Here is a 26,168-nt window from a genome sequence, read left to right on the forward strand (position 1 = left end):
CCGTAGCGCCGATGGTAGTGTGGGGTCTCCCCATGCGAGAGTAGGGAACTGCCAGGCATCAGATAAAGCGAAAGGCCATCCGGAAGGATGGCCTTTTTGCGTTACTGCAGAAAGAATGCCGGATGCGACGCTGGCGCGTCTTATCCTTCCTACGAAAGATCACGTGGCGTAGGGAAGAGCCGTGTATGCCAGATTCAGCAACGAATACAGTTGCATCAATTTACCCACTTCCATACGTTCTCCTTACCAGAAATCTTTTCTGAAGCTCCTCAATAACCGTTCCCCTGCTAACTAAATTAACTGTTAAGGTTGCATAATCATATGCAACAAATGTATAACATTTGCATTACTAAAAAATAAACAACAGCAACCGACAAAGCATCGGATTATGGCAGGAGAAATAGTGGCATGGCAGAAAGCACTGTAACAGCAGATGGCAAACTGACAAGTAGTGATACTCGTCGCCGCATCTGGGCAATTGTAGGGGCCTCTTCAGGCAACCTGGTCGAATGGTTTGATTTCTACGTCTACTCGTTTTGTTCCCTCTACTTCGCCCACATCTTCTTCCCTTCTGGTAACACGACCACTCAACTACTGCAAACAGCCGGTGTTTTTGCAGCAGGATTCTTGATGCGCCCAATAGGCGGCTGGTTATTTGGTCGAATTGCCGATAAGCATGGTCGCAAAAAATCGATGCTGTTATCGGTGTGTATGATGTGTTTCGGCTCACTGGTTATCGCCTGTTTGCCTGGTTATGAAACAATCGGTACGTGGGCTCCGGCATTATTGCTTCTCGCGCGTTTATTCCAGGGATTATCTGTAGGTGGAGAATATGGCACCAGCGCCACCTATATGAGTGAAGTCGCAGTAGAAGGTCGTAAAGGTTTTTATGCCTCATTTCAGTATGTCACGTTGATCGGCGGACAACTGTTGGCACTACTTGTTGTAGTGGTTTTACAACACACCATGGAAGACGCTGCACTCAGAGAGTGGGGATGGCGCATTCCCTTTGCGTTAGGAGCGGTGTTAGCCGTTGTGGCGTTGTGGTTACGCCGTCAATTGGATGAAGCTTCACAACAAGAAACACGAGCTTTAAAAGAAGCTGGATCTCTGAAAGGATTATGGCGCAATCGCCGTGCATTCATCATGGTTCTCGGTTTTACCGCTGCGGGCTCCCTTTGTTTCTATACCTTCACCACTTACATGCAGAAGTATCTGGTGAATACTGCGGGAATGCACGCCAACGTAGCAAGCGGCATTATGACAGCCGCACTGTTTGTATTTATGCTCATCCAGCCGCTCATTGGTGCACTGTCGGATAAGATTGGCCGTCGAACTTCAATGCTATGTTTCGGTTCTCTGGCAGCCATTTTTACCGTTCCCATTCTCTCAGCATTGCAGAACGTTTCCTCTCCTTATACCGCTTTTGGTCTGGTGATGTGTGCCCTGCTGATCGTGAGTTTTTATACTTCAATCAGCGGGATACTGAAGGCAGAGATGTTCCCGGCACAGGTTCGCGCATTAGGCGTTGGTCTGTCATATGCGGTCGCCAATGCTATATTTGGTGGTTCGGCGGAGTACGTAGCGTTGTCGCTGAAATCAATAGGAATGGAAACAGCCTTCTTCTGGTATGTGACATTGATGGCCGTGGTGGCGTTTCTGGTTTCTTTGATGCTGCATCGCAAAGGGAAGGGAATGCGTCTTTAGTGATGCGTCAGTTGCCAGATGGTATAGCCGGTAGTTGCACCTGCGACATCCCAGGCCAAATCCTTCCAGCTCCAGCCGCTCCCTTCGGGGCGGCTGTCCCAAAGCTCTTTTGACGCGCCCAGCCCAACAGAGAACATCAGCCCGAAAGTGGCACTGCGATCGCGACTCATCCCCTGATGCTGTGCATATTCATTTCCGGCTGCGGAAAGCATCGCCGAGGCGATAAAGTGTTGAGCTTTATCCTGCCCGCTCCAGCTATCGTTAGCCATATGGCTGCATCCAGAAAGTAACAATAGCGAACAGACAAAAAGAATACGCAAAACGTGGCCTCCAAAAAACAAACCCCGTACAGGACGGGGTTATGATTACAGGATGCGGCTAATTAATCGGTCGATGCGGATACGGCGCAAACGGCGGATAAGTTTGCGAACCTTCACCGGATAATCGGCAATACTTTGCAGATCGCGGTAGTGCTTAACGATGGTAGTATGCTCGCGGATCAGCTCTAGTTCTTTCTCACGCTGTGGCGCAAGTTCCAGTTGCGGATCGTGGATCAAAATGGCATTTTCCAGATCCAGACGCCAGGCGCGTGGGTTCAGGTTATTACCGGTTACCAGCATCCACTTATCATCAACCCACATACCTTTCAGATGATAGGTGTTGTCGTCATCTTTCCATAACCGAACCACTAACTGGTCAGTATTGACGTAATACTGCAAACGGCTCAGGAAGCGACGCAGATTGATCTCATAGAGATAAGGCAGTGCGCCAATTATCTTGAAAGGTTCATCTTCCGGAATGTAGAAGTCATTCGCGGTTTTATCACCAACAATAATTTCGACCTTTTTCCCTTCGCGCAGCAACTGGATGATATTGCGCACAAGGATTGCTGGCAGGTTGAAGTATGGCGTACAGATGGTTAGTTTCTGCTCGGCACAAGGCATAAGATGGAAAATGGTCTTGTTCAACAGACTCGATTTCCCCAGACCAACCAACGGCGTTACGGAAAGCTGATCGTTATCGGCATCGCCCTGGAAATGATAAGCGGCATCACGCAGCTCCTGGCGGAACAGGCGAATGTCGTTCTTGATTTCCGGACTTTTTGGGCGATTAACATCATCCAGACGGTTAACGCCGCGACCATTCATAATATTCTGTGTAACCCATTCAAACATAATGTCTGACATCTTACGGTTACGGATCAGATGATAACGGTCGTAGCGATATTTATCGTGCTGATGCAGGTAAACATCGTTCAGGCTGGCACCGCTATAAAGTACACTATCGTCGATGATAAAGCCTTTAAAGTGCAGAACGCCCAGAGCTTCACGGGTATTGATCGGAACACCATAAACCGGAACATCTATGCCCGGATTTTCCTGCGCCATGCGGCAGTACCAGTCAGCGTTAGTGTTAGATGCCGCAGCGCCAATGCGTCCACGTTGTGCACGATGCCAGTCGACCAGCACCCGCACATCCAGTTCCGGACGTTGCCGTTTAGCCTCATACAACGCGTTCAGAATGCCTTTGCCACCGTCATCCTGTTCGAGATACAGGGCAACAATGCAAATGCGCTGCTTCGCGCTGGCTATTTTTTCCAGCAGCGTCTCCCGGAAGTCGGCGGGAGCGTAAAAGAAATCGACATCATCAACTGATTGAGAAATCTTGGGTAGTTGGGCAAGGTGTTGTTGATGTTTATTACGCTTAAATTTTGACAACATCACAGTGCATTTCTTCTCTGTTCATTGAAGGGTCCTCTGTGCAATGCAGACGACATAAGCGGGCAATAATAACACCAGTCCCGATTAAGTGGTCAACATTTCCAGTACCTTACTCATGATTCCTCGCGCTGGGCAAGATTTAGCGTAAGCCCAACGATCCCCTCTTCGAGCTGGATATCAACGTTAAACCCGAGCTTGCGGGCCAGCGCCACCATGCCACGATTGTTTGGCATCGTAATACCATTCAGACGTTGCAGTCCGTGATCTCGCGTATAGGTAATCAACTTTTCCATTAAGCGGCGGCCTAAGCCTAATCCTTTGAGATCCGATCTAACCAGTACGGCAAATTCGGCATCGATGTTATCAGGGTCAGAGATCGCTCGTGTGACGCCAAGGATCTCTTCTGTTTGATCAATACGTCGTACCGCCACAAAAGCCATTTCTCGATCGTAGTCGATCTGCGTCATGTTGGCTAAATCTTCATGGGTAAATTCGTTGATCTCGCTAAAGTAGCGGTAATAAAGATCTTCTTTGGTGACTCGCGAAATGAATTGCTGAAGCTGTGGCTCATCTTCCGGCAAAATCGGGCGGAACAAGCAGCGTTCGCTATTTTTCAATTCTACCCACTCTTCCAGCTGATGCGGATACGGACGCACAGCAAGGCGACTCTCGTTATCGCCTTCAAACGGCGCGATATCCAGCGTGACATCCAGCGCGGTAAATTCATTGCCGGAAGCCAGCAAAGGATGAATATCTAACCGCTGAATCTCAGGGCAATCGACAATCAGGTTGGAAACCTGCACCAGGAGCTGACTCAAGCCTGCAACATCCAATGGGCGTAGCGCACTGCGCGCACGAATCTTTTTACTTTTGATCCCCTGAATAACCAGATAGCGGGCCAGGTTCATGTTCAGCGGTGGCAACGCCACGACGGCTTGGTCTTCAGGACGCCATTCCACACCGCCTTCACCAAGCATGATCAACGGCCCGAAAACCGGATCGTGCTCGACGACTACGCGCAACTCCTGAGCGCCTGCACGGTTAGCCATACTTTGCACCAGCAGACCGTGGATCCGCGCCTGCGGCCAGGCCATTTTTACCCGATCGAAAATAGCGTTCGCGGCTTGCTGGACTTCACTAGCCGTACGCAAATAGAGCATCACGCCCTGAACTTCTGATTTATGCGGAATGTCCGGCGAACGCAATTTTAGCGCCACCGGATAACCAATCTGTTCGGCAATATGTACAGCTTCGGTGCTGTCAGTGGCAATCCAGGTGGGAAGCGTGTTCATCCCGTACGCTTGCAGGATGGGCTGAACTTCATGGGTATCGAGCGATGTTGCCCCTTCGGCAATGGCTTGCTGTAGCAGAATATGCGCTTCTGCGGTATTAGAGGTCAGATTGCTGGGCAGCGCCGGCGTTTCGCGTAGTTGCTTCTGATTACGCCGGTACTCCACCATATGCATAAAAGCAGTGATGGTTCCTTCCGGCGTTCGATAGGTCGGCAGCCCGGCTTCGCTGAATAAACGTCGTGCCTCTTGCGAGGAGTGCTCGCCACACCAGTTCGTCAGCAGAGACACATACTTGCTGCGGGGATGATGTTTTACCGCTTCAATTAATGCATGCGCACTTTCTGTTGCGGGCGCTGCGGCGCTGGGCGAATGAATAACCATTAGTGCATCAAAATCCTGGCTGTGGAGCAGAATATCCAGCGTTTTAACATAATGCTCGCTGCTGGCGTCATCGCGCAGATCGAGCGGGTTAGAGATAGCGACATGTTCTGGCAGCGTATCGCGCAGTTTCTGGCAGATCTCTTCACTGAGCGTTGCCAGTTTGCCATTGCGCGACCATAAGGCATCCAGCGCCAGCGCGGCAGGTGCGGCACCGTTGCTGATTATCATCAGCCGGTCGCCACGTAGCGGGCGCATATGGCTAAGGGTTTCTACCGCCGAAAATAGTTCGTGAGTGTCCTGCACTCGTAATAAACCTGCGCGCTGAATAGCCGCATCCCACGCCGGGTCCATTCCTGCCGTGGTGTTCAACAGACGTTGGGCCGCCGGGCTACGTCCGCTTTTAATCACCAGAATCGGTTTATTGCGAGAGGCGCTACGGGCAGCCGAAACAAAGCGTCGTGCATCGCTTAACTGTTCGAGGTAGAGCAGGATGGCACTGGTTTTACTGTCGCGCGCCAGATAATCGAGCAATTCGTCAACGTCGATATCCAGGCTGTCGCCGAGAGCAATAAAATACGAAAAGCCCATCTCACGCTGTTGCGCCCAGTCGAGGATGGTGTTGGAGACGGCAGCCGACTGCGAAATAAACGCCAGCTTGCCGCGTTTAATCGGCACGGGCGAAAAGCTGGCATTTAAACCTTGCCAGGGAGCCAGTAATCCCAGACTGTTTGGCCCGAGCAGACGCATGTTATGGCGCAGGGCGCAGGCGCGGAGATCTTCGTGTTGCGATGCTGGTGCAGAAAGAATAATGCAGGTTTTACAGCCTTTCTCGCCGAGCTCTTCCAGAAGAGCAAGATTGCGGCTGGCATTGGTACACAAAACCGCAAGGTCGGGTGTAAAGGGCAAGCTGGCAATATCCGGCCAGGCCAACACACCCAACACCGCTTTCCAGGCTGGCGTCACCGGGAGTACCGGCCCGTTAAAGCCTCCCGCCAGCAGGTTACGCATCATCAGGTAACCTGCGCGATTGGGTTTCATTGATGCGCCAATTACCGCTATCGATTTTGGTCGCAGTAGTGCTTCCAGTCCTCGCTGACTCATACCGGTCTCCCGCAGAAGTGACCGAATGATTTTAAACGCTTTCTAACTGTTCTGCTGTGATGCTACCCAGATGTTGCGTTTTTCCTGCCAGATAGCGCGTTTTAAAACGAGTGAAATGCTCGCCTAAGCCCGTTGCTGCTTCGGTATCGCCCGCCATATCTAAAAGTGCGATGGCTACTTCGGCAGTACAATATTGGCCTTCGGCCTGGGCTTCACGCAGGCGATAGGCAGAAAGCCGGGAAAGATCGACGGAAATAACCGGGAAATTATCCAGATACGGACTTTTACGAAACATCTTGCGAGCTTCCGGCCAGGTGCCATCGAGCATGATAAACAGCGGCGGCTTACCGGAAGGCGGCGAGAAGATGACTTCCCGTTGCTCGCCGGCATACGAGGCGGGAAAAACCACCATTGGTTGGTAATCCGGGTTTTGTACCAGCTCCAGCAAATCTTGCGATGGTTCAGTGCGCGACCATTGAAACGCGACAGTATCCGGCAAGATATCAGCAATTAAACGTCCGGTATTGCTGGGCTTCATTGGCTCGGTATCGAACATCAGCAAACAAAAACGGCTTTTTGCTTCAGTTGGGGTGATTGTCGAACAGAGGCAAAGTTTCTCTGGCAAAAGGCAGCGTTGGCAACGACGAACGCGATTACCACGGGCAAGAAAAGGACGCGTTGCGCGTGCAATACGTTCGGCGCGTAACTGGAGAACAGCGTTTTCGGTCATGAGAGAGGGCGTCGAAAAACCGCCATTGTCGCAGAGGAGAAAACGGGGCACAAGATGCGCCCCGGTAAGATTAAAGAGATTCGTTCAACCAGCTATCGAACGGTGCTTTCGGCACTGCGCCGTTAAGCATGTCAACAACCTGACCATTTTTGAAAATCATAATCGTCGGAATGCTACGAATACCAAAGCGGCTGCTTAATTCACGTTCAGCTTCGGTATTCACTTTTACAAAACGCACTTTACCGCTACGCTCTTGCGCAACATCTTCAAAAATCGGCGCGAAGTTACGGCAGGGGCCGCACCACGGTGCCCAGAAGTCGATCACTACAGGCAGATCGTCTTTCAGCAATTTGTCGAGTGTTTCACCGGTCGCATTAATCACCTCTCCGTCAAACAGGTCGTGACCGCAGCGTCCGCATTTTGCCGCATCTTCGATCCGATCGTCGGGAATGCGATTGATGGCCTGACAATGGGTACAAACGGTATTCATAACTAACCTCGGGATGAGTAAGGAGACTTATCGGCAATGACGCCGGTATGTTTCTAATATGTTACATATTATCAAAGGCAATGTTCCAGACAACAATCTGTTTTATTCAATAGATATGATAGTCGCAGGCTTTGGTACGAAATCATGGCGAACCGCGCGCACTTCGGGTAATCTGCGCGCTTCGCGCAGCGCTGGTGGAGAAAAGCATGAACGATGAAATGAAAGGTAAAAGCGGCAAGGTCAAAGTGATGTATGTCCGCAGTGATGATGATTCTGATAAACGTACCCACAACCCGCGTACCGGGAAAGGGGGCGGGCGTCCAGGAAAATCTCGTGCTGACGGTGGCCGTCGCCCCGCCCGCGATGACAAACAGAGTCAGCCCCGTGACCGCAAGTGGGAAGATTCGCCGTGGCGCACGGTTTCCCGCGCGCCGGGTGATGAGACGCCGGAAAAGGCCGATCACGGTGGCATCAGTGGTAAAAGTTTTATTGATCCGGAAGTGTTGCGTCGTCAGCGTGCGGAAGAAACCCGTGTCTACGGCGAAAATGCATGTCAGGCACTGTTCCAGAGCCGTCCGGAAGCGATTGTTCGCGCCTGGTTTATCCAGAGCGTAACGCCACGTTTTAAAGAAGCATTGCGCTGGATGGCGGCAAACCGCAAAGCGTACCATGTGGTGGATGAAGCGGAACTGACAAAAGCATCAGGCACGGAACATCACGGTGGCGTTTGCTTCCTGATCAAAAAGCGTAACGGTACAACCGTGCAGCAGTGGGTAAGCCAGGCTGGCGCGCAGGATTGCGTTCTGGCACTGGAAAACGAATCTAACCCGCATAACCTGGGTGGCATGATGCGTAGCTGCGCGCACTTTGGCGTGAAAGGCGTTGTGGTGCAGGATGCGGCGTTGCTGGAATCGGGTGCGGCAATCCGTACCGCAGAAGGCGGCGCAGAGCACGTTCAGCCGATTACCGGCGACAACATTGTTAATGTGCTGGATGATTTCCGTCAGGCGGGTTACACCGTAGTGACCACTTCCAGCGAGCAGGGGAAACCGCTGTTCAAAACCAGTCTGCCAGAGAAAATGGTGCTGGTGCTGGGTCAGGAATATGAAGGGTTACCGGATGCCGCACGCGATCCGAACGATTTGCGCGTGAAGATTGATGGTACTGGCAACGTTGCCGGGCTGAATATCTCTGTCGCAACTGGCGTGCTGCTTGGCGAATGGTGGCGTCAGAACAAAGCCTGATAAATCAGCCGGATGGCAACGATGTCATCCGGCATTTTCCCGCAAATTTACTCACTCTCTGCCGGTAACACTGGCATCCAGTCAATCGGTTTTTCGCCACGTTGTTCCAGCCACTGATTTGCCAGCACAAAATGGTTGCAGCCAAAGAATCCACGATGCGCCGAAAGCGGCGACGGATGCGGCGCTTTCAGCACGTGATGGCGTTGCTTATCTATTATCGCCCCTTTCTTTTGCGCATGTGATCCCCACAACAAAAACACCACGCCTTCACGATGCTGATTAATCAGGCTGATGACTTTATCAGTAAACGTTTCCCAGCCGAGGCTGGCGTGGGAATGTGCCTGGCCTGCGCGTACCGTCAATACGGTGTTGAGCAGGAGAACCCCCTGACGTGCCCAGCTTTCAAGATAGCCATGTGTCGGGCGAGTAAAGCCTGGAAGGGTATTTTCCAGCTCTTTGTACATATTCAGTAGAGAAGGCGGTATAGAAATGCCTGGGCGAACGGAAAATGCCAGACCGTGCGCTTGTCCGGGGCCGTGGTAAGGATCCTGACCGAGGATCACCACTTTGACATCGCCCAGTTCAGTAAAGCGAAAGGCGTTAAAAACATCTTTTTGTGGTGGGTAGATGGTTATCCCGGACTGCCGCTCGCTGGCAACGGTCTGGAGGGTGTTAAGAAAATAGGGTTGCTGCTTTTCTTCAGCCAGCACGTCATGCCAGGTTAATTGGTTAGTCATCTCGCTCTCCTGCGGATCTTCAATCCGCCTAGCTTAACTGCTTCTTTCTACAGAACAAAATCAAGCTCATTTTTTAGCCATAAACGAGTGCAAAAAAGTGTAAATTGGTAAAATTTCACGCTCGCATAAGTTGATGTAAAACAATAAAATCCATTTCCGACCACATTTGATGTGTGGTTTTTATTGATTTAAATCAAAGAATCAAGGGTGTTTGAGGAGTATATATACACTCAAGCAACAATGGTTTTACCAATTGGCCGCGACAGGCTAATCAAATCAAATAATTTGCCGGGGAGGCATCACATGATTACAGGTATCCAGATTACTAAAGCCGCTAATGACGATCTGCTGAACTCTTTCTGGCTGCTGGACAGCGAAAAAGGCGAAGCGCGTTGCATCGTTGCGAAAGCAGGTTTTGCAGAAGACGAAGTGGTTGCAGTAAGCAAACTGGGTGACATTGAATACCGTGAAGTTCCTGTAGAAGTTAAACCAGAAGTTCGCGTTGAAGGTGGTCAGCACCTGAACGTAAACGTTCTGCGTCGTGAAACTCTGGAAGATGCAGTTAAGCATCCGGAAAAATATCCGCAGTTGACTATCCGTGTATCCGGTTATGCAGTTCGCTTCAACTCTCTGACTCCGGAACAGCAGCGCGACGTTATCGCTCGTACCTTTACTGAAAGCCTGTAAGGCTTAAGTAGCAAGTTATTAAGCGGAAGAGGGTAATCTCTTCCGCTTTTCTTTTGTCTTTCAATAGAAAATACGTACCGCACAATAGACCAGCAACAGCGCCAGAACGATATTCAACTGGCGACCATAGTGGCGAAACAATCGCTGAAACAGATGCCCCGCCAGCGCCCAACAGACATTGCCGAACGTCCCAATCATCGCCAGCAAAACGCTGACGCCAACTACCCAGCTTAACGCCTGCGTTTGCGGCAGGACAAACGTCGACAGTGCCGTAATGCCGTACAAAATGATTTTGACGTTCACAAACTGTAGCGCAAAGCTCGCCCAAAAGCTGATCGGTTTTGCCTGAAGTCCGTCTTCTTTTGTTGGACTGGTAGCGATTTTCCACGCCAGCCAGACAATATATGCCGCCCCCGCCCAACTCAACAGATGCACTGCTGCCGGGTCGATAACAGCCAATGAAAATGAAATTCCCGCACACAGCAGCATGACAATCAAAAATCCCAGACTCATCCCCGCCAGTACGCGGGTACTCTGACGAAACCCATGCGACGTGGCTGAACTCAGAGCAAGAATATTGTTCGGTCCAGGCGTGAGGGCAGTAATCAGGGTGTAGGTCCAGAAAGCACTTAATGGGGTCGGTGTCACTTGTTATCTCCTTTGTTTTGATAGACAGTACCCGACATGAAACATTTAAAAAAATGAATGTTTTTACATTCTAAATTCGACAATATCGATAGGTTTGGGTTTATGGATCTGCGCCGTTTTATTACGCTTAAAACCGTGGTGGAAGAGGGTTCCTTTTTGCGAGCTTCGCAAAAATTGTGCTGCACACAATCGACGGTTACTTTTCATATTCAGCAGCTTGAACAGGAGTTCTCGGTACAGTTGTTTGAGAAAATTGGTCGACGGATGTGCCTTACCCGCGAAGGAAAAAAGCTGCTGCCGCACATTTATGAACTCACCAGAGTGATGGATACGCTACGCGAGGCTGCCAAAAAAGAGTCGGATCCGGATGGGGAGCTGCGCGTTGTTTCGGGCGAAACGTTGCTCTCTTACCGAATGCCGCAGGTGTTGCAGCGTTTTCGGCAACGCGCACCAAAAGTGCGTTTATCGTTGCAGTCGCTGAACTGTTACGTGATCCGTGATGCGCTACTGAATGATGAGGCCGATGTCGGGGTTTTTTATCGCGTAGGGAATGATGATGCTCTGAACCGACGAGAGTTGGGTGAACAATCACTGGTGTTGGTGGCTTCACCGCAAATTACAGATGTCGATTTTACTGAGCCGGGAAGACATAACGCCTGTAGCTTTATTATTAACGAACCGCAATGCGTCTTCCGCCAGATATTTGAAAGCACGCTGCGTCAGCGACGGATTACGGTGGAACACACCATTGAGCTTATAAGCATTGAAAGTATCAAGCGATGTGTTGCGGCAAACATTGGAGTCAGCTACTTACCGCGATTTGCGGTAGCAAAAGAGCTGGAGTGCGGAGAATTAATTGAATTGCCCTTCGGCGAACCGTCGCAGACCATTACGGCAATGTGCGCTCACCATGCCGGAAAAGCGGTTAGCCCGGCGATGCACACTTTTATTCAGTGTGTTGAAGAGTGTTTTTTGCCGGAATAAAAAAAGCCGGGCTTAAACCCGGCATTATGATTACTCTTCTGTCGTTTGCGGCGGCACGCCCGTTCCGCTTGGTTTGCGGCGCTTACCAATATTTTTGGTATCGCGATGGCGTTTTTTCACCCGTGGCTTCTCTTTCTCTTTAGCCTTTTTCTTCTCGGCGCGTTTTGCCAACACTTTTTTCGATGGCTTGCCGGTCTGTTTCTCGCTTGGTGCACGGGTCTTCGGTCGTAACTCATCAATTACGCGTGCTTTAATCGGCTCTTCAATATAACGACCGACCTTACCCAGCAGCAGATGGTCATGAGCTTCAACCAGCGAGATAGCGATACCTTTACGACCAGCGCGAGCGGTACGCCCGATACGGTGCAAATAAGTATCGCCACTGCGCGGCATATCGAAGTTAAAGACGTGGCTGACATCCGGAATGTCGATACCGCGTGCGGCAACATCGGTTGCAACCAGCACGTTAACACGACCTTCGGTCAGGCGTTTGATCGCTTCGTTACGCTTGCCTTGTACCATCTCACCTTCGAGATAGCAGTTGTTGATGCCCGCTTCGCGCAGCCAGTTTGCCAGCTCATGCACACGCTCACGCTTACGCACAAACACAATTGAGCGGGTCGCTTCTGGTTGTTTTAACAGATGCACCAGCAACGCGGTTTTATGCTCAAGGTCATCGGCACGGTAATACCACTGATGAATTTTTTTGCGCTCACGAGTGGACGGATTCGCAGAAACCTCCACTGGATCTTCCAGCAGACGCTCGGCAAAGTCCTGAATGGCATCGCCTTCCAGCGTTGCTGAGAAGAGCAGGGTTTGTTTACGCCAGCGAGTTTCGCCAGCAATATGTTCGATATCCTGGGCGAAGCCCATATCCAGCATACGGTCTGCTTCGTCGAGGATCAGTGTTTCAACCGCGCGGCAATCGAAGTTCTCTTCTTTTATATACTGCAGCAGACGTCCGGTCGTGGCGACCACGATGTCCTGATTTTCGCTGAACACTTCTGCGTGGTTCATATAGGCTACGCCGCCGGTGATGGTGGCGATATCCAGATGCGTATGTTTCGCCAGTTCGCGGGCATGATCGGCCACCTGCATCGCCAGCTCGCGAGTTGGGGTGAGGATCAAAATACGTGGCGGACCGGATTTCTTACGCGGGAAATCGAGCAGGTGCTGCAACGCTGGCAGCAGATACGCCGCCGTTTTACCGGTGCCTGTCGGCGCAGAACCGAGTACATCACGGCCATCGAGCGCAGGCGGAATGGCGGCAGCCTGAATGGCGGTCGGGCGAGTGAAACCTTTATCCTGGAGGGCTTCCAGCAGGCTTTCGTCGAGTTCAAGTTCGGAAAAAGTCGTTACAGTCATGTTCTACCTCTGTGTGGGGCGCTGATTATAGACGTTACGGCTGCAATCTTCATCTGTTTGTATGGATATCGCTTCTCAGGTATTGTTCTTACCCGGTGCTATCGCCGTTTTTCCAGCAAGGTTTTATTTTCATGTCACAGTCTACATCCGTGCTTCGTCGTAATGGATTTACTTTTAAACAGTTTTTTGTCGCACACGATCGCTGTGCAATGAAAGTGGGAACGGATGGAATTTTGCTGGGCGCATGGGCTCCTGTGGCTGGGGTAAAACGCTGCCTTGATATCGGCAGCGGTAGCGGCTTATTGGCTTTGATGCTGGCGCAGCGCACCGATGACGGCGTGATAATCGATGCGGTTGAAATTGAAAACGAAGCGGCTGCCCAGGCGCAGGAAAATATCGCGCAGTCCCCGTGGGCAGAGCGGATTAACGTCCATACGGCAGATATTCAGCAGTGGATTACCCAGCAGACTGCGCGTTTTGACTTAATTATCAGTAACCCGCCCTATTATGAGCAGGGAGTAGAGTGCGCAACACCACAGCGGGAGCAGGCGCGCTATACCACTACGCTTGATCACCAGGCGTTGCTCACTTGTGCGGCAGAATGCATTACCGAAGAGGGATTTTTCTGCGTGGTGCTGCCAGAACAGATCGGTAATGGTTTTACTGAACTGGCGTTAAATATGGGCTGGCATTTACGTTTACGGACGGATGTGGCGGAAAACGAAGCGCGACTGCCGCATCGGGTGCTGCTGGCATTCTCCCCACAGGCGGGGGAGTGTTTTAGCGATCGCTTAGTGATTCGTGGGCCAGACCAGAACTATTCCGAAGCGTATACGGCGCTGACCCAGGCTTTTTATCTATTTATGTAATGATTGCCGGGGGTGAGAATCGACGGACCGGAATGCGTGAGTAGCTCCGGGTAATCCAGCGTGTAATGCAAGCCCCGACTCTCTTTGCGCATTATCGCGCAGCGAACAATCAACTCGGCAACCTGCACCAGATTACGCAGCTCCAGTAAATTATTCGACACACGGAAGTGAGCATAATATTCATCTATCTCCTGCTGCAGCATATTGATCCGCCGCAGGGCGCGCTCCAGGCGCTTTGTTGTGCGTACAATGCCCACGTAATCCCACATAAACAGGCGTAACTCATGCCAGTTATGTTGAATCACCACCAGTTCATCAGGATTCTCAACGCGGCTTTCATCCCACGGTGGTAACGTACTGACGCCGTGGGCGTAAGGCATACGTCTGGTGATATCTTCTGCCGCCGACCAGCCATAGACCAGACACTCCAGCAATGAATTCGAGGCCATGCGGTTAGCGCCGTGTAAGCCGGTATAACTCACCTCGCCAATGGCATACAAGCCCTCGACGTCCGTACGCCCATGATCATCAACCATTACACCACCGCAGGTATAGTGTGCAGCAGGCACAATCGGTACCGGTTCTTGTGTGAGATCAATCCCCAGCCCGAGCAGCTTTTCATAAATCATCGGGAAATGCTGACGAATAAAATCCGCAGGTTTATGGCTGATATCGAGGAACATACAATCCGCGCCGAGGCGTTTCATTTCATGGTCAATGGCGCGGGCGACAATATCGCGCGGGGCCAGTTCGCCGCGCTCATCAAAATCGGGCATAAATCGTGTACCGTCCGGGCGTTTCAAATAAGCGCCTTCGCCACGTAAGGCTTCCGTTAACAGGAAGTTTCGAGCCTGTGGATGATACAGTGCGGTAGGGTGGAACTGATTAAATTCAAGATTAGCAACCCGGCAACCCGCGCGCCAGGCCATGGCAATACCATCACCAGAGGAAATATCCGGATTGGTGGTATACTGATAAACTTTCGATGCGCCTCCGGTTGCCAGCACTACCGCTTTTGCGTGGCAGGTTTCTACCGCTTCTTTATTGCGATTCCACACCCATGCGCCAACAACCCGTCGCGTACCCGGCAGACCAATTTTGTCAGAAATAATCAGATCGACGGCGTTGCTGCGTTCCAGCACGCGAATATTCGGATGATTCTGCGCCTTGCTCACCAGTGTGGTTTCTACTTCTTTACCAGTGGCGTCGGCAGCATGAAGAATACGACGGTGACTATGTCCACCTTCACGGGTCAGATGGTAGCTCTCTTCGCCATTTGGCCGAACGTGGGTATCAAACAACACCCCCTGGTCGATCAACCATTGCACGCAAGAACGCGCATTGCTGGCAACAAATTCAACTGCATGGCGATCGCAAATTCCGGCACCAGCAATTAAGGTATCTTCCACATGTGAATCGATGCTGTCAGTTTCATCAAACACGGCGGCAATTCCGCCCTGGGCGTAAAACGTCGAGCCTTCTGTAACTGGACCTTTACTTAGAACGATGACTTGATGCTTATCCGCCAGACGTAGCGCCAGTGAAAGCCCGGCGGCACCGCTACCAATAATCAACACATCACAAGAATGTTCAGGGAAAATATTCATTTTGATTGTTTAATTTACTAAACACTGTTCGGCCAGCATAGCATCATGTTGTACAATTAAACACCTGTTATTTTGATGTTTGTTGCATGGGCTAAACATGTTGATTCAGGGAGACGGGAAAAAGAGAAGTTGATCGTCGGCGGAGGATTAGGTGGTGAAATAAAAAGGCCGTTGGGTTACTCTTCAGGCAGTTAAATGGGCATTTCTACACAGATAATGCGTTATTCAGATTCTGTAGACTTATAATGATAGATAATGATCCGTCTACAGCATGACAAACAAAAACAGATGCGTTACGGAACTTTACAAAAACGAGACACTCTAACCCTTTGCTTGCTCAAATTGCAGCTAATGGAGTGGCGTTTCGATAGCGCGTGGAAATTTGGTTTGGGGAGATTTTACCTCGGATGAGCGAGCAGTTAACGGACCAGGTCCTGGTTGAGCGGGTCCAGAAGGGAGATCAGAAAGCCTTTAACTTACTGGTAGTGCGCTATCAGCATAAGGTGGCGAGTCTGGTTTCCCGCTATGTGCCGTCGGGTGATGTTCCCGATGTGGTACAAGAAGCTTTTATTAAAGCCTATCGTGCGCTGGATTCGTTCCGGGGAGATAGTGCTTTTTATACATGGCTGTATCGGATTGCTGTTAATACGGCAAAAAATTACCTGGTTGCTCAGGGGCGTCGTCCACCTTCCAGTGATGTGGATGCCATTGAAGCTGAAAACTTCGAAAGTGGCGGCGCGCTAAAAGAAATTTCGAACCCTGAGAACTTAATGTTGTCAGAAGAACTGAGACAGATAGTTTTCCGAACTATTGAGTCCCTCCCGGAAGATTTACGCATGGCAATAACCTTGCGGGAGCTGGATGGCCTGAGCTATGAAGAGATAGCCGCTATCATGGATTGTCCGGTGGGTACGGTGCGTTCACGTATCTTCCGAGCGAGGGAAGCTATTGATAATAAAGTTCAACCGCTTATCAGGCGTTGACGATAGCGGGATACTGGATAAGGGTATTAGGCATGCAGAAAGAACAACTTTCCGCTTTAATGGATGGCGAAACGCTGGATAGTGAGCTGCTTAACGAACTGGCTCACAACCCGGAAATGCAGAAAACCTGGGAAAACTATCACTTAATCCGTGACTCTATGCGGGGTGATACTCCCGAGGTGCTTCATTTCGATATCTCTTCCCGCGTGATGGCTGCCATTGAAGAAGAGCCAGTACGTCAACCGACGACATTGATCCCAGAGGCTCAGCCTGCACCGCATCAATGGCAGAAAATGCCATTTTGGCAGAAAGTACGTCCATGGGCGGCACAGCTTACCCAAATGGGCGTAGCGGCGTGTGTATCGCTTGCAGTTATCGTTGGCGTCCAGCACTATAATGGACAATCTGAAACGTCCCAGCAGCCCGAAACTCCGGTATTTAATACTCTGCCGATGATGGGTAAAGCCAGTCCGGTAAGTCTGGGAGTGCCTTCTGAAGCGACCGCGAATAATGGTCAACAGCAGCAGGTACAGGAGCAGCGTCGTCGCATTAATGCCATGTTGCAGGATTACGAACTGCAACGTCGACTTCACTCCGAACAGCTTCAGTTTGAGCAGGCACAAACACAGCAAGCCGCTGTACAGGTGCCAGGAATTCAAACTTTAGGAACGCAATCGCAGTAATGAAGCAACTTTGGTTTGCCATGTCATTAGTGACAGGTAGCCTGTTATTCTCTGCTAACGCCTCGGCCACCCCTGCGTCCGGGGCGTTATTACAGCAGATGAACCTGGCTAGTCAGTCACTGAATTACGAGCTGTCATTCATCAGCATCAATAAACAAGGTGTTGAGTCCCTGCGTTATCGACATGCACGCCTCGATAACCGTCCTCTTGCACAGTTGTTGCAAATGGATGGGCCGCGTCGGGAAGTGGTACAGCGCGGCAATGAAATCAGCTATTTTGAACCGGGCCTTGAACCGTTCACACTTAATGGCGATTACATTGTTGATTCTCTGCCATCGCTCATCTATACCGATTTCAAACGCCTTTCTCCTTACTACGACTTTATCTCCGTGGGGCGCACGCGTATTGCCGACCGCTTATGTGAGGTAATCCGCGTAGTCGCCCGTGATGGCACACGCTACAGCTACATCGTATGGATGGATACCGAATCGAAATTACCGATGCGGGTAGATCTCCTTGATCGCGATGGTGAAACGCTGGAACAATTTCGCGTGATTGCTTTCAACGTCAATCAGGATATCAGCAGCAGTATGCAGACGCTGGCGAAGGCGAACTTGCCACCGCTGCTTTCTGTACCAGTGGGGGAAAAAGCCAAATTTAACTGGGCTCCAACCTGGTTGCCACAGGGGTTTAGCGAAGTTTCCAGCAGTCGGCGTCCGCTACCGACGATGGACAACATGCCTATCGAATCACGTCTCTATTCCGACGGATTATTCAGCTTTTCGGTAAACGTTAACCGTGCTACGCCATCGAGCACCGACCAGATGTTGCGTACCGGACGCAGAACCGTCAGTACCAGCGTACGTGATAACGCCGAAATCACCATTGTTGGTGAACTGCCACCGCAAACGGCGAAGCGCATTGCCGAGAATATTAAGTTTGGGGCAGGGCAATGATTAAAGAGTGGGCTACTGTAGTCTCCTGGAAAAACGGGCAGGCGCTGGTCAGTTGTGATGTCAAAGCCTCATGCAGCAGCTGCGCTTCCCGTGCTGGTTGCGGTAGCCGCGTGTTGAATAAACTTGGCCCGCAAACCACACATACCATCGTCGTACCCTGTGATGAACCGTTAGTGCCGGGGCAAAAAGTGGAATTAGGAATCGCCGAAGGCAGCCTGCTCAGCTCCGCATTACTGGTTTATATGTCGCCGCTAGTGGGATTATTCCTCATCGCTTCGTTATTTCAGCTACTCTTTGCTTCAGATATTGCAGCATTATGCGGTGCGATTCTCGGCGGCGTTGGCGGATTCCTCATTGCGCGTGGATACTCACGTAAGTTTGCTGCCCGGGCAGAATGGCAACCTGTCATCTTAAGCGTGGCATTGCCACCTGGCCTTGTGCGATTTGAAACATCTTCGGAAGACGCGAGCCAGTGATTTCACTGGCTTTGTTGTATTTTGCATAACAAATGCGAGGACGTTTCCAGATACCACAATCCATACGGTATGAACATTTCCTCGCCTCAATGTTGTAGTGTAGAATGCGGCGTTTCTATTAATACAGACGTTAAGCTCAGAACAGCGACTTCTAAAAGCCTGGTTAACCGGGCATTAAGGCACAATAATCATACTTTATGAAGAATATACGTAACTTTTCGATCATAGCTCACATTGACCACGGTAAATCGACGCTGTCTGACCGTATTATCCAGATCTGCGGTGGCCTGTCTGACCGTGAAATGGAGGCACAGGTTCTCGATTCCATGGATCTTGAGCGTGAGCGTGGCATAACTATCAAAGCGCAGAGCGTGACGCTGGACTATAAAGCGTCCGATGGCGAAACCTATCAACTTAACTTTATCGACACCCCGGGTCACGTAGACTTCTCCTATGAAGTATCGCGTTCGCTGGCCGCTTGTGAAGGTGCATTGCTGGTGGTTGACGCCGGGCAGGGCGTAGAAGCGCAAACCCTGGCAAACTGCTACACCGCAATGGAAATGGATCTCGAGGTAGTGCCGGTACTGAACAAGATTGACCTGCCGGCAGCCGATCCTGAACGAGTTGCGGAAGAAATTGAAGATATCGTTGGTATCGACGCCACCGACGCAGTGCGTTGCTCGGCGAAAACCGGCGTTGGTGTGCAGGATGTTCTTGAACGTCTGGTGCGCGACATCCCACCGCCGGAAGGCGATCCGGAAGGCCCGTTGCAGGCTCTGATTATCGACTCCTGGTTCGACAACTACCTGGGCGTTGTTTCTCTTATCCGTATTAAAAACGGCACCCTGCGTAAGGGCGACAAAGTGAAAGTCATGAGTACCGGGCAGACTTATAACGCCGACCGTCTGGGTATTTTCACGCCGAAGCAAGTTGACCGTACAGAGCTGAAATGTGGCGAAGTAGGCTGGTTGGTATGTGCGATTAAAGATATCCACGGCGCACCAGTCGGTGACACCTTAACTTTAGCTCGTAATCCGGCAGAAAAGGCGCTGCCAGGATTTAAGAAAGTTAAACCGCAGGTTTACGCCGGTCTGTTCCCGGTAAGTTCCGACGACTATGAAGCCTTCCGCGATGCGCTGGGTAAATTGAGTCTCAACGATGCCTCTTTGTTCTACGAGCCGGAAAGTTCTACAGCACTGGGCTTTGGTTTCCGCTGCGGCTTCCTCGGCCTGCTGCACATGGAGATTATTCAGGAACGTCTGGAACGTGAGTACGATCTTGACCTGATTACTACCGCTCCGACAGTAGTGTATGAAGTAGAAACTACGGGGAAAGAAGTTATCTACGTCGACAGCCCGTCTAAGCTGCCAGCGGTGAATAATATCTATGAACTGCGCGAGCCGATAGCAGAGTGTCACATGCTGCTGCCGCAGGCGTATCTTGGTAACGTCATTACGTTGTGCGTAGAAAAACGCGGCGTACAGACCAACATGGTTTATCACGGGAACCAGGTGGCACTGACGTATGAGATCCCGATGGCGGAAGTGGTACTCGACTTCTTCGATCGCCTGAAATCTACCTCGCGTGGTTATGCGTCTTTGGATTACAACTTCAAACGCTTCCAGGCGTCCGACATGGTGCGTGTTGACGTTTTAATCAACGGTGAACGTGTTGATGCGCTGGCGTTGATCACCCACCGTGATAATTCGCAAAACCGTGGTCGCGAGCTGGTGGAGAAGATGAAAGATCTGATCCCCCGCCAGCAGTTTGATATCGCTATTCAGGCTGCGATTGGAACGCACATCATTGCGCGTTCCACCGTGAAACAGCTGCGTAAAAACGTACTGGCTAAATGTTATGGCGGTGATATCAGCCGTAAGAAAAAGCTGCTGCAGAAGCAGAAAGAAGGTAAGAAACGCATGAAGCAGATCGGTAACGTCGAACTGCCGCAGGAAGCGTTCCTCGCCATTCTGCACGTCGGCAAAGACAACAAATAACCATTAGGAGTTGGCATGGCGAATATGTTTGCCCTGATTCTGGTGATTGCCACACTGGTGACGGGCATTTTGTGGTGCGTGGATAAATTCTTTTTCGCACCTAAACGGCGGGAACGTCAGGCAGTGGCGCAAGCGGCTGCCGGGGACTCACTGGATAAAGCAACGCTGAAAAAAGTTGCGCCGAAGCCTGGTTGGCTGGAAACCGGCGCTTCTGTATTTCCGGTGCTGGCTATCGTATTGATTGTGCGTTCGTTTATTTATGAACCGTTCCAGATCCCGTCAGGTTCGATGATGCCGACTCTGTTAATCGGTGACTTTATTCTGGTAGAGAAGTTTGCTTACGGCATTAAAGACCCTATCTACCAGAAAACGCTGATCGAAACCGGTCATCCGAAACGTGGCGATATTGTGGTCTTTAAATACCCGGAAGATCCAAAGCTTGATTACATCAAGCGTGCGGTGGGATTACCGGGCGATAAAGTCACTTACGATCCGGTAGCGAAAGAGGTGACTATTCAACCGGGATGCAGTTCCGGTCAGGCGTGCGAAAACGCGTTGCCGGTCACCTATTCCAACGTGGAGCCGAGCGATTTCGTACAGACCTTCTCACGTCGTAACGGCGGGGAAGCAACCAGCGGATTCTTTGAGGTGCCGAAAAACGAAACTAAAGAAAACGGTATTCGTCTTTCTGAACGTAAAGAGACACTGGGCGATGTAACGCATCGTATCCTGACCGTGCCGATTGCGCAGGATCAGGTGGGGATGTATTACCAACAACCAGGACAACAACTGGCAACCTGGATTGTTCCGCCAGGGCAATACTTCATGATGGGTGATAACCGCGATAACAGCGCGGACAGCCGTTACTGGGGCTTTGTGCCGGAAGCGAATCTGGTCGGTCGGGCAACGGCTATCTGGATGAGTTTCGATAAGCAAGAAGGTGAATGGCCGACAGGCGTGCGCTTAAGTCGCATTGGTGGCATTCACTAATTGCTGTTATCCGTTCACGTTGTCGCCGTTATGGCGACAACGTGAATTATTTATGAGATAAATCTCCCGTGGCTAACGACATCCCCCGTCGTTGTGTATAGAATATTCCCCCGAAGTTTAAGGTTGGCACCTCCAGGTCGCCACGGCACACGAAACAGCGTTGGTCCCCATATACAGGTCAACTGAAACTGCTGCAAAGCTGTTAGCAGAACCCTGCATATCAGGTCTGTTTCGTGTGCTGAATTGTTGACGCATTTATTTATTGGTATCGCATGAACCCCATCGTAATTAATCGGCTTCAACGGAAGCTGGGCTACACTTTTAATCATCAGGAGCTGTTGCAGCAGGCATTAACCCATCGTAGTGCCAGCAGCAAACATAACGAGCGTTTAGAATTTTTAGGCGACTCTATTTTGAGCTACGTTATCGCCAATGCGCTGTATCACCGTTTCCCTCGTGTGGATGAAGGGGATATGAGCCGGATGCGCGCCACGCTGGTCCGTGGCAATACGCTGGCAGAACTGGCACGTGAATTTGAGTTAGGTGAGTGCTTACGTTTAGGGCCGGGTGAACTTAAAAGCGGTGGATTTCGTCGCGAGTCGATTCTTGCTGACACCGTCGAAGCATTAATTGGCGGCGTATTCCTCGACAGCGATATTCAGACCGTCGAGAAATTAATCCTTAACTGGTATCAAACCCGTCTGGACGAAATTAGCCCAGGCGATAAACAAAAAGATCCGAAAACGCGCTTGCAAGAATATTTGCAGGGGCGCCATCTGCCTCTGCCAACTTATCTGGTAGTTCAGGTACGTGGCGAAGCGCACGATCAGGAATTTACTATCCACTGCCAGGTTAGCGGCCTGAGCGAACCGGTGGTTGGCACAGGTTCAAGCCGCCGTAAGGCTGAACAGGCTGCCGCCGAACAGGCGTTGAAAAAACTGGAGCTGGAATGAGCATCGATAAAAGTTACTGCGGATTTATTGCCATCGTCGGACGCCCGAACGTTGGCAAATCCACACTGCTGAACAAACTGTTGGGGCAGAAAATCTCCATCACTTCCCGCAAAGCGCAGACAACCCGTCACCGCATTGTGGGTATCCATACTGAAGGCGCGTATCAGGCGATCTACGTCGATACCCCAGGTCTGCATATGGAAGAAAAACGCGCCATTAACCGCCTGATGAACAAAGCGGCGAGCAGCTCCATTGGCGACGTTGAGCTGGTGATTTTTGTCGTTGAAGGCACCCGTTGGACGCCGGACGATGAAATGGTGCTCAACAAGCTGCGTGATGGCAAAGCTCCGGTGATCCTCGCGGTGAACAAAGTGGACAACGTGCAGGAAAAAGCCGATCTTCTGCCGCATCTGCAGTTCCTGGCAAGCCAGATGAATTTCCTCGATATTGTGCCGATTTCTGCCGAAACCGGGCTGAATGTGGACACTATTGCGGCAATCGTGCGTAAACATCTGCCGGAAGCGACGCATCACTTCCCGGAAGATTACATTACCGATCGCTCGCAGCGATTTATGGCCTCTGAAATCATCCGTGAAAAGCTGATGCGTTTCCTCGGTGCAGAACTGCCGTACTCCGTGACCGTGGAGATCGAACGTTTTGTCACCAATGAGCGCGGCGGCTATGACATCAACGGTTTGATTCTCGTTGAGCGCGAAGGGCAGAAGAAGATGGTGATTGGCAACAAAGGGGCCAAGATCAAAACCATCGGGATTGAAGCGCGTAAAGACATGCAGGAAATGTTCGAAGCGCCTGTCCACCTTGAGCTGTGGGTGAAAGTGAAATCCGGCTGGGCCGACGACGAACGTGCGCTGCGTAGTCTCGGTTACGTTGACGATCTCTAATTAGCACACTCTATGACTTTCGAGGTGCAGGAAGGCGGCAAGACCGTGAATCCCTGGTCACTTACTAAAGTAAGTGATCAGGGGGGACAGTTGCAGCCAGGGCACCTGCAACTTGAAAGGCGACGAGTATGATGGAAGGCTGGCAGCGCGCATTTGTCCTGCATAGTCGCCCGTGGAGCGAAACCAGCCTGATGCTGGACGTCTTTACGGAGGAATCGGGACGCGTGCGTCTGGTTGCCAAAGGCGCACGCTCTAAACGCTCTACTCTGAAAGGTGCACTACAGCCTTTCACGCCTCTCTTACTACGCTTCGGCGGTCGCGGTGAAGTCAAAACGCTGCGCAGTGCCGAAGCTGTCTCGCTGGCGCTGCCATTAAGTGGTGTTACGCTTTACAGCGGTCTGTACATCAACGAACTTCTCTCCCGCGTTCTGGAATACGAGACGCGCTTCTCGGAACTCTTTTTCGATTACTTGCACTGCATTCAGTCTCTGGCAGGTGCCACTGGTACGCCAGAACCGGCGCTGCGCCGCTTTGAGCTGGCGCTGCTCGGGCATCTGGGTTATGGGGTCAACTTTACCCATTGCGCAGGTAGCGGTGAGCCGGTAGATGACACCATGACGTATCGTTATCGCGAAGAAAAAGGATTTATCGCCAGTGTAGTTATCGACAATAAAACTTTCACCGGGAGGCAGTTGAAAGCGTTACACGCGCGGGAATTTCCTGACGCCGACACATTGCGAGCAGCGAAACGCTTTACCCGCATGGCGCTTAAGCCTTATCTTGGCGGTAAACCTTTAAAAAGCAGGGAACTGTTCCGGCAGTTTATGCCTAAGCGAACGGTGAAAACACATAATGACTGATGAGGATTGTCATGGCTGAATTACTGTTAGGCGTCAACATTGACCATATCGCAACGCTGCGTAATGCGCGTGGTACTGCTTACCCGGATCCGGTACAGGCGGCGTTTATTGCCGAGCAGGCGGGTGCTGATGGCATTACCGTGCATTTGCGCGAAGATCGTCGCCACATTACCGACCGCGATGTGCGAATCCTGCGTCAGACGCTGGATACCCGCATGAATCTGGAAATGGCGGTGACTGAAGAGATGTTGGCGATTGCCGTTGAGACGAAGCCGCATTTTTGCTGCCTGGTGCCGGAAAAGCGTCAGGAAGTGACAACCGAAGGCGGCCTGGACGTTGCGGGTCAGCGTGACAAAATGCGCGATGCTTGTAAACGTCTGGCAGATGCCGGGATTCAGGTTTCTCTGTTTATTGACGCCGATGAAGAACAAATTAAAGCTGCCGCTGAGGTTGGCGCACCGTTTATCGAGATCCACACCGGTTGTTATGCCGATGCCAAAACTGATGCCGAACAGGCGCAAGAGCTGGCGCGTATTGCCAAAGCTGCGGCCTTCGCCGCAAGCCTCGGTCTGAAAGTTAATGCCGGTCACGGCCTGACCTATCACAACGTGAAAGCCATTGCTGCCATCCCTGAGATGCACGAACTGAATATCGGACATGCCATTATCGGTCGTGCGGTGATGACCGGACTGAAAGATGCGGTGGCAGAAATGAAGCGTCTGATGCTGGAAGCGCGTGGCTAATGGCAATATTAGGTTTAGGCACGGATATCGTGGAGATCGCCCGTATTGAAGCGGTGATCGCCCGATCCGGTGATCGGCTGGCACGACGCGTATTAAGCGATAATGAATGGGAAATCTGGAAAACGCACCATCAGCCGGTGCGTTTTCTGGCGAAGCGTTTTGCCGTGAAAGAAGCGGCGGCAAAAGCGTTTGGTACTGGGATCCGCAATGGCCTGGCATTTAATCAGTTTGAAGTGTTCAACGATGAACTTGGTAAACCACGGCTGCGGCTATGGGGCGAGGCATTAAAACTGGCAGAAAAGCTGGGCGTTGCAAATATGCATGTGACGCTGGCCGATGAGCGCCACTATGCTTGTGCCACGGTAATAATTGAAAGTTAAAACTCTTTCTCGAACACCTAAATAATACCGTTCTTTTAAAAAGTAAAACCCCCGAACTGGTAAGGAATGGGGGTTTTACTTTACAACTTTAAAATTTTGCAGCACACGATTCCAACGAAAATGATTATGGATCAATTTATCTGACCTGTACAAGCAACTTGCAATCTCTGACATAAAATATTCGAGCCGGGACGAAGAATTTAATATTGATGAGAAGATTAACGTGACCGCTTTTTCATAAGTACAGTAGAATCGGCGTCGTTATTGGAGATTTTGCTGTGTTCTACACCATACCACTGAATTCCCCCATTGAAACGAGTGGTGTCGTCAAAGCTCTGGTGTGGAGTGCAGCACTCGATTCCAATAACTCGCACGTTCAGTTTTGGGGAGATGTAAGGGCTAATCTGAACGGCTGCATTCCTTGTTTAAGGAAAAACGAATGACTGATTGTCGATACCTTATTAAACGGGTTATTAAAGTCGTCATTGCTGTTTTACAGCTGATCCTTCTGTTCTTGTAACATCAGGAAACGTACTTAAGGCGCGTCGGATTAACCAGCCAGACGCGCCTTTAATAATAATTAAGTGTCTGCGCAGATATTATCGAAATTCATTTAATGAATGTTTTTATTAATGACATCATAAAAATAAATATAATAATTTCGTTTTTACACGAGTGAATA

General features: G+C 50.8%; 27 protein-coding genes. 18 read left to right on the forward strand and 9 right to left on the reverse strand.

The features are described 5' to 3' along the window. Nucleotides 1–408 precede the first annotated feature (408 nt). The gene (gene kgtP / locus HEM79_RS12325) at nucleotides 409–1,707 is read left to right on the forward strand and encodes an alpha-ketoglutarate permease (protein ID WP_176241447.1); all 1,299 of its coding nucleotides are present in this window, start codon (nucleotides 409–411) and stop codon (nucleotides 1,705–1,707) included. On the opposite strand, the gene HEM79_RS12330 is transcribed toward kgtP, so the two are convergent. The 5 genes from HEM79_RS12330 to trxC all read right to left on the reverse strand — a co-directional run bounded on the left by HEM79_RS12330 (nucleotide 1,704) and on the right by trxC (nucleotide 7,422). Further along, a complete protein-coding gene (locus HEM79_RS12330; protein WP_176241446.1) occupies nucleotides 1,704–2,027 on the reverse strand; it encodes a YfiM family lipoprotein in 324 nt (107 codons plus the stop codon). The genes kgtP and HEM79_RS12330 overlap by 4 nt on opposite strands. Before the next feature lie 45 nt (nucleotides 2,028–2,072). Continuing rightward, on the reverse strand, nucleotides 2,073–3,428 hold the full coding sequence (pssA, locus tag HEM79_RS12335) for a CDP-diacylglycerol--serine O-phosphatidyltransferase (RefSeq protein ID WP_021551249.1): 1,356 nt from the start codon (nucleotides 3,426–3,428) through the stop codon (nucleotides 2,073–2,075). 113 nt (nucleotides 3,429–3,541) lie between these two features. Further along, the gene (gene patZ, locus HEM79_RS12340) at nucleotides 3,542–6,202 is read right to left on the reverse strand and encodes a peptidyl-lysine N-acetyltransferase PatZ (protein WP_176241445.1); all 2,661 of its coding nucleotides are present in this window, start codon (nucleotides 6,200–6,202) and stop codon (nucleotides 3,542–3,544) included. Nucleotides 6,203–6,233: 31 nt separating this feature from the next. Further along, on the reverse strand, nucleotides 6,234–6,932 hold the full coding sequence (tapT, locus tag HEM79_RS12345) for a tRNA-uridine aminocarboxypropyltransferase (RefSeq protein WP_176241444.1): 699 nt from the start codon (nucleotides 6,930–6,932) through the stop codon (nucleotides 6,234–6,236). Between the two features lie 70 nt (nucleotides 6,933–7,002). Continuing rightward, on the reverse strand, nucleotides 7,003–7,422 hold the full coding sequence (gene trxC, locus HEM79_RS12350) for a thioredoxin TrxC (RefSeq protein WP_001098726.1): 420 nt from the start codon (nucleotides 7,420–7,422) through the stop codon (nucleotides 7,003–7,005). A 206-nt stretch (nucleotides 7,423–7,628) separates the two neighbouring features. Between trxC and HEM79_RS12355 the strand changes: the two genes are divergently transcribed. Continuing rightward, nucleotides 7,629–8,666 (forward strand): tRNA/rRNA methyltransferase, encoded by a 1,038-nt coding sequence (locus tag HEM79_RS12355; protein ID WP_000997406.1) that lies wholly within the window; start codon nucleotides 7,629–7,631, stop codon nucleotides 8,664–8,666. A gap of 47 nt (nucleotides 8,667–8,713) precedes the next feature. On the opposite strand, the gene ung is transcribed toward HEM79_RS12355, so the two are convergent. Beyond that, entirely contained in the window at nucleotides 8,714–9,403 is a 690-nt protein-coding gene (ung, locus tag HEM79_RS12360; RefSeq protein WP_176241443.1) for a uracil-DNA glycosylase, read from the reverse strand. A gap of 303 nt (nucleotides 9,404–9,706) precedes the next feature. Between ung and grcA the strand changes: the two genes are divergently transcribed. Continuing rightward, nucleotides 9,707–10,090: an autonomous glycyl radical cofactor GrcA gene (gene grcA / locus HEM79_RS12365; RefSeq protein WP_000627804.1), complete on the forward strand. Its 384-nt coding sequence runs from the start codon at nucleotides 9,707–9,709 to the stop codon at nucleotides 10,088–10,090. Between the two features lie 60 nt (nucleotides 10,091–10,150). Here the strand turns inward: grcA and eamB are convergent, their stop codons facing one another. Next, nucleotides 10,151–10,738 carry a cysteine/O-acetylserine transporter gene (eamB, locus tag HEM79_RS12370; RefSeq protein WP_176241442.1) on the reverse strand — a complete coding sequence of 196 codons (588 nt, stop codon included), beginning with the start codon at nucleotides 10,736–10,738 and terminating at the stop codon, nucleotides 10,151–10,153. 102 nt (nucleotides 10,739–10,840) lie between these two features. On the opposite strand from eamB, the gene HEM79_RS12375 reads away from it, so the two are divergent. Beyond that, nucleotides 10,841–11,722, forward strand: a complete 882-nt coding sequence (locus HEM79_RS12375) for a LysR family transcriptional regulator (protein WP_176241441.1) — start codon at nucleotides 10,841–10,843, stop codon at nucleotides 11,720–11,722. 30 nt (nucleotides 11,723–11,752) lie between these two features. Here the strand turns inward: HEM79_RS12375 and srmB are convergent, their stop codons facing one another. Then, entirely contained in the window at nucleotides 11,753–13,087 is a 1,335-nt protein-coding gene (srmB, locus tag HEM79_RS12380) for an ATP-dependent RNA helicase SrmB (RefSeq protein ID WP_000219187.1), read from the reverse strand. A 131-nt stretch (nucleotides 13,088–13,218) separates the two neighbouring features. Between srmB and trmN the strand changes: the two genes are divergently transcribed. Further along, nucleotides 13,219–13,956, forward strand: a complete 738-nt coding sequence (gene trmN / locus HEM79_RS12385) for a tRNA(1)(Val) (adenine(37)-N(6))-methyltransferase TrmN (protein WP_176241440.1) — start codon at nucleotides 13,219–13,221, stop codon at nucleotides 13,954–13,956. Here trmN and nadB read toward each other — a convergent pair. Next, nucleotides 13,941–15,563, reverse strand: a complete 1,623-nt coding sequence (gene nadB / locus HEM79_RS12390) for an L-aspartate oxidase (protein ID WP_176241439.1) — start codon at nucleotides 15,561–15,563, stop codon at nucleotides 13,941–13,943. The two genes, trmN and nadB, sit on opposite strands and share 16 nt — an antisense overlap. Nucleotides 15,564–15,818: 255 nt before the next feature. Between nadB and rseD the strand changes: the two genes are divergently transcribed. The 13 genes from rseD to shoB all read left to right on the forward strand — a co-directional run bounded on the left by rseD (nucleotide 15,819) and on the right by shoB (nucleotide 26,006). Beyond that, nucleotides 15,819–15,974 carry a rpoE leader peptide RseD gene (rseD, locus tag HEM79_RS12395; protein WP_032147913.1) on the forward strand — a complete coding sequence of 52 codons (156 nt, stop codon included), beginning with the start codon at nucleotides 15,819–15,821 and terminating at the stop codon, nucleotides 15,972–15,974. Then, on the forward strand, nucleotides 15,971–16,546 hold the full coding sequence (gene rpoE, locus HEM79_RS12400) for an RNA polymerase sigma factor RpoE (RefSeq protein WP_001295364.1): 576 nt from the start codon (nucleotides 15,971–15,973) through the stop codon (nucleotides 16,544–16,546). The genes rseD and rpoE overlap by 4 nt, the downstream gene beginning before the upstream one ends. 32 nt (nucleotides 16,547–16,578) lie before the next feature. Next, the gene (gene rseA / locus HEM79_RS12405; protein ID WP_001168448.1) at nucleotides 16,579–17,229 is read left to right on the forward strand and encodes an anti-sigma-E factor RseA; all 651 of its coding nucleotides are present in this window, start codon (nucleotides 16,579–16,581) and stop codon (nucleotides 17,227–17,229) included. Then, complete coding sequence (gene rseB, locus HEM79_RS12410) at nucleotides 17,229–18,185, forward strand: sigma-E factor regulatory protein RseB (protein WP_000812043.1); 957 nt, start codon at nucleotides 17,229–17,231, stop codon at nucleotides 18,183–18,185. The genes rseA and rseB overlap by 1 nt, the downstream gene beginning before the upstream one ends. Then, the gene (rseC, locus tag HEM79_RS12415) at nucleotides 18,182–18,661 is read left to right on the forward strand and encodes a SoxR-reducing system protein RseC (RefSeq protein ID WP_000589062.1); all 480 of its coding nucleotides are present in this window, start codon (nucleotides 18,182–18,184) and stop codon (nucleotides 18,659–18,661) included. Before rseB ends, rseC begins: the two co-directional genes overlap by 4 nt. Before the next feature lie 197 nt (nucleotides 18,662–18,858). Then, complete coding sequence (gene lepA, locus HEM79_RS12420) at nucleotides 18,859–20,658, forward strand: translation elongation factor 4 (RefSeq protein ID WP_000790174.1); 1,800 nt, start codon at nucleotides 18,859–18,861, stop codon at nucleotides 20,656–20,658. Between the two features lie 15 nt (nucleotides 20,659–20,673). Further along, on the forward strand, nucleotides 20,674–21,648 hold the full coding sequence (lepB, locus tag HEM79_RS12425) for a signal peptidase I (RefSeq protein WP_176241438.1): 975 nt from the start codon (nucleotides 20,674–20,676) through the stop codon (nucleotides 21,646–21,648). 272 nt (nucleotides 21,649–21,920) lie between these two features. Continuing rightward, on the forward strand, nucleotides 21,921–22,601 hold the full coding sequence (gene rnc / locus HEM79_RS12430; RefSeq protein ID WP_001068343.1) for a ribonuclease III: 681 nt from the start codon (nucleotides 21,921–21,923) through the stop codon (nucleotides 22,599–22,601). Next, nucleotides 22,598–23,503: a GTPase Era gene (gene era, locus HEM79_RS12435; RefSeq protein ID WP_000020738.1), complete on the forward strand. Its 906-nt coding sequence runs from the start codon at nucleotides 22,598–22,600 to the stop codon at nucleotides 23,501–23,503. Before rnc ends, era begins: the two co-directional genes overlap by 4 nt. A gap of 131 nt (nucleotides 23,504–23,634) precedes the next feature. Further along, the gene (gene recO, locus HEM79_RS12440) at nucleotides 23,635–24,363 is read left to right on the forward strand and encodes a DNA repair protein RecO (protein WP_024191157.1); all 729 of its coding nucleotides are present in this window, start codon (nucleotides 23,635–23,637) and stop codon (nucleotides 24,361–24,363) included. A gap of 11 nt (nucleotides 24,364–24,374) precedes the next feature. Next, nucleotides 24,375–25,106: a pyridoxine 5'-phosphate synthase gene (gene pdxJ / locus HEM79_RS12445; protein WP_002431672.1), complete on the forward strand. Its 732-nt coding sequence runs from the start codon at nucleotides 24,375–24,377 to the stop codon at nucleotides 25,104–25,106. Next, complete coding sequence (gene acpS, locus HEM79_RS12450; protein ID WP_176241437.1) at nucleotides 25,106–25,486, forward strand: holo-ACP synthase; 381 nt, start codon at nucleotides 25,106–25,108, stop codon at nucleotides 25,484–25,486. The genes pdxJ and acpS overlap by 1 nt, the downstream gene beginning before the upstream one ends. A gap of 439 nt (nucleotides 25,487–25,925) precedes the next feature. Beyond that, on the forward strand, nucleotides 25,926–26,006 hold the full coding sequence (gene shoB, locus HEM79_RS12455) for a type I toxin-antitoxin system toxin ShoB (protein WP_000128779.1): 81 nt from the start codon (nucleotides 25,926–25,928) through the stop codon (nucleotides 26,004–26,006). Nucleotides 26,007–26,168: the final 162 nt, after the last annotated feature.

It is taken from the genome of Escherichia sp. 93.0816, from assembly GCF_013368855.2.
Classification (GTDB): Bacteria; Pseudomonadota; Gammaproteobacteria; order Enterobacterales; family Enterobacteriaceae; genus Escherichia; species Escherichia ruysiae.